Source organism: Acidiphilium sp. PM, assembly GCF_000219295.1.
Taxonomy (GTDB): domain Bacteria; phylum Pseudomonadota; class Alphaproteobacteria; order Acetobacterales; family Acetobacteraceae; genus Acidiphilium; species Acidiphilium multivorum.
Map to the genome: position 1 here is coordinate 1 of NZ_AFPR01000155.1, position 4,005 is coordinate 4,005.

At 70.2% G+C, this 4,005-nt stretch carries 3 protein-coding genes; 1 reads left to right on the forward strand and 2 read right to left on the reverse strand.

Translation table 11 applies throughout. The annotated features are described in order from the left end of the window. On the forward strand, positions 1-1,689 hold a 1,689-nt coding region (gene cobT, locus APM_RS07515; protein WP_007422759.1), incomplete at its 5' end, for a cobaltochelatase subunit CobT. 16 nt (positions 1,690-1,705) lie between these two features. Here the strand turns inward: cobT and APM_RS07520 are convergent. Both APM_RS07520 and APM_RS07525 read right to left on the reverse strand, forming a co-directional pair. Beyond that, positions 1,706-2,734 (reverse strand): peptidoglycan -binding protein, encoded by a 1,029-nt coding sequence (locus APM_RS07520; RefSeq protein WP_007422760.1) that lies wholly within the window; start codon positions 2,732-2,734, stop codon positions 1,706-1,708. 3 nt (positions 2,735-2,737) lie between these two features. Next, positions 2,738-3,871 carry a hypothetical protein gene (locus APM_RS07525; protein ID WP_007422761.1) on the reverse strand — a complete coding sequence of 378 codons (1,134 nt, stop codon included), beginning with the start codon at positions 3,869-3,871 and terminating at the stop codon, positions 2,738-2,740. Between the last annotated feature and the right edge of the window lie 134 nt (positions 3,872-4,005).

The window sequence follows — 4,005 nt, forward strand, 5'->3', positions numbered from 1 at the left end:
CTGCGCGGCATCGCCGATGCGATGGCGCTGCGCCTGCGCCATCACGACGACGCCATCCACGCCGCCCGCGCCCCCGTCGCCCGCGACGCCCGCGACGCCTACGACGCGCTGGAACAGGCCCGCGTCGAGATCGTCGGCGCCGCCCACATGCAGGGTGTCGCCGCCAATCTCCAGCGCAAGCTGAACGAGGACGCCGAGGCCGAGGGGCTCGACCGGATGAGCCGCGCCGAGCAGCTCTCCACCGCCCAGGCGCTCGGCCTGCTCGCCCGCGAGCGCATGGACCCGGCCTCGATCCCCGCCGCCGCCCGCCACATCCTCGATCTCTGGCGCGAGACCCTGACCGGCGATGCCGACCGGGCGCTGGACGATCTCGCCGCCGAGCGCGCCGACCAGGACGCCTTCGCCCGCGCCGCCCGCCGCCTGCTCGCGGTGATGGACCTCGCCGAGGCCGAAGCCGAGTCCGAGGAGGGCGAGGACAGCGAGGAACAGGGCGAGCAGGGCGAACAGTCCCTCTCGCAGGACAATTCCGGCGAGGGCGAGACCCAGACCCGCGAGGACGACCAGGACCTGCTCTCCGAGGCCCCCGACTCCCTCGAATCCGAAGCCTCCGACGCCGAGGCCGACGAGGAGACCGACGACGACTCCGCCGCCGCGCCGGACGAGGCGCCCGCCGGCCCGCAGCAGCGCCGCAAGCCGGTGGAAGATGAAACCGGTGCCGCCTACCACGCCTATACCCGCGCCTTCGACGAGGAAATCGGCGCCGAGCAGCTCTGCGATCCCGAGGAACTCGCCCGCCTGCGCCAGCAGCTCGACCAGCAGCTCCAGCATCTGCACGGCGTGGTCTCCAAGCTCGCCAACCGCCTGCAGCGCCGCCTGCTCGCCCAGCAGCAGCGCGCCTGGGATTTCGACCTGGAGGAAGGCCTGCTCGATGTCGGCCGCCTCGCCCGCGTCGTCGCCGACCCGCTGCTGCCGCTCTCCTTCAAGCGCGAGCGCGAGATGGAATTCCGCGACACGGTGGTGACCCTGCTGATCGACAATTCCGGCTCGATGCGCGGCCGGCCGATCTCGGTCGCCGCCATGTGCAGCGACATCCTGGCCCGCACGCTGGAGCGCTGCGCGGTGAAGGTGGAAATCCTCGGCTTCACCACCCGCGCCTGGAAGGGCGGGCAGAGCCGCGAGAAATGGGTGGCGGACGGCAAGCCGCGCAATCCCGGCCGGCTGAACGACCTCCGCCACATCGTCTACAAGGGGGCGGACGAACCCTGGCGCCGCGCCCGCCGCAATCTCGGCCTGATGCTGCGCGAGGGGCTGCTCAAGGAAAACATCGACGGCGAGGCCCTGGCCTGGGCCTATCGCCGCCTCTGCGCCAGGCCCGAGCACCGCCGCATCCTGATGGTCATCTCCGATGGCGCGCCGGTCGACGATTCCACCCTCTCGGTCAACCAGGGCAGCTATCTCGAACGCCATCTGCGCGACGTGATCCGCGACATCGAAAGCCGCGACTTCGTCGAGCTGGTCGCCATCGGCATCGGCCACGACGTCACGCGCTACTACCGCCGCGCCGTCACCCTGGTCGATGCCGAGGAACTCGGCGGCACGATGATGAAGAAACTCGCCGAACTCTTCGACCAGGACGCCGCCGAAAGCTGGGCCCGCGCCGCCGCCCTCCGCGCCCCCCTGGTCGCCTGAGGGCAGCGCCCGCGCCTCAATCCGCCGAGGTGAGCCGGAACTCGATCCGCCGGTTCTGCGCGAGGTCCTGCGGCGTATTGCCCGTGGCGATCGGGTGATCCGCGCCGAACCCGGCCGCCACCACCCGGTTCTTCGGCACCCCGTCCGCGATCAGCAGGTGCAGCACCGAAAGCGCGCGCGCCGCCGAGAGGTCGAAATTGTCCTTGTACGGCCCGCCGGTGATCGCCTCCTTGTCGGCATAGCCGGTGACGCTCAGCACCCAGTTGATCTTGTCCGGAATCTTCGGCGCGATCGCCTCGATCGCCTGCGCCACCTTCGCGATCTCCGCCTTGCCCTTGGCCGAGAGCCGTGCCGAGTCGGAGGGGAACAGCACCGCGCTCTCGAACACGAAGCGGTCGCCCACCACCTTGATGTCCTTCTGGTCCGCCAGCGCCTTGCGCAGCACGCCGAAGAACTCGCTGCGATACTGCTCCAGCGACTGCACCTTGCGCGCCAGCGCCTCGTTCAGCCGCTGGCCGAGATCGGCGATCTGCACGTGCTCTTCCTGGTCCTTCTTCTGCGCCGCATCGAGCGCTGCGGCGATCGTCGCGAGCTGCAGCCGCAGCGCCGCGATCTGCTGGTTGAGCAGGCTGACCGTCTGCAGCTCCTGCGCGTTCAGCTTCACCTGGCCGGCGAGTTTCCCGCCCGCCGCCGTCACGGCGGCGCCGAGCGTCGCGGTCTTCGCCGTGAGCGCCGCGTTCGCCGCCATCAGCGCGGCCTCGCGCGTCTTCGCCGCCTTCATCAGCGAGGCCATGCTGGCGAGTTCGTCCTGCAGCGAGGCGGTCTTCGATTTCTGCAGCGCCAGCACGTGCGAGAGCTGGGCGATCTCGCTGCGCAGCGCGGTGATCGTCTTGTTCCGCCCCGACAGCGCCACCGACAGGAACGCCTCCGCCAGCACGAAGACGAGCAGCACGAAGATCGTCACCATCAGCAGGGTCGACAGCGCGTCGACATAGCCCGGCCAGATCTCCAGCCCGTTGTTGCGGCCGCGGATCGTGCGTGCCATGGCTCAGCCCTTCGCCTCGTCGAACCGCGCGGCGACGGTCCGGGTCAGCACGTTGAGGTCGTGGCGCAGATCGGCGAGCCCCTGCACCCGCCCCTGTTCCGCCTCGGCGATCATCCGCGCGATCAGCAGTTCGATGTTGCGCAGATGCGCCCGCGCGATCTCGCTGCCGTTGCGCTCGTCGCTGCGTTCGGCGAGGCGGGTGAGGGCGGCCAGCCCTTCGCCCACCCGCAGCATCACCCGCTGCGAGTTCTGGATCGATTCCGCCAGCACGTTCATCCGCTCGCTCATCTCCGCGATCGTCCGCGTGGCGTCGTGCCGGCTCTCCTCGCTGCGCGCCAGCAGTCGTTGCAGCGCCTCGACATTCTCGGTGTTCTGCTCCAGCAGCGCCTGCGCATAGGCCGGCAGCCCGCCCTCGCCATCCGCGGCCACCGCCCCCGAGGACACCCGCGTCAGCCCGGCGAGCCACTCCTCCAGCTCGTTGAAGAAGCGCGTCATCGCCTGTCCCGCCGTCAGGTCGAGGAAGCCGAGGATCAGCGCGCCCGAAAGCCCGAACATCGAGGAGGAGAACGCCGTGCCCATCCCCGCCAGCGGCCCGGCGAGCCCGGCCTTGAGCTGGGCGAACATCCCGTTCACGTCCCCGCCCGCGAGGTTCATCGCCGCGATCACCGCGGCCACCGCGTGCACCGTCTTCAGCAGCCCCCAGAACGTCCCGAGCAGGCCGAGGAAGATCATCACCCCGGTCACGTAGCGCGAGGTCTCGCGGCTTTCGTCGAGCCGGCTGGCGATGCCATCCAGCATGGTCCGCATGCTCGCGACCGACAGCGTCACCCGCCGCCCGTCCTCGTGCCGCCCGCCGAACATCCGCGCCATCGGCAGCAGCAGCCGCGGTTTCGGCCCATGCTCGATCGAGGCGCGCGAGCGCTGGAACCGCTCCACCCAGTCCACTTCCGGGCTCAGCCGCATCACCTGCCGCAGGTTCCAGAAGATGCCGAACACCTCCACCACCGCGATCACCGAGTTCACCACCGGGTTGGCGAGGAAGAACTTCTCCAGCGTCGGCGCGAGGAAGGCGGCCAGCCCGTAGACCAGGACCAGGAACACCAGCATGCGGATCAGGTAGCTGTTCGGTCGGGTCATCGGGGCTCCTGCCTCAGGGAAGGGTGCTCAGCGTCACGCGGTCGTCCGGCGCGCCCGGCGGATTGCCGAGCGCCTGCACGATGATCCGCTCTGCCGGAATCCCGGCCTTCAGCAGCATGTGGCGCACCGCCATC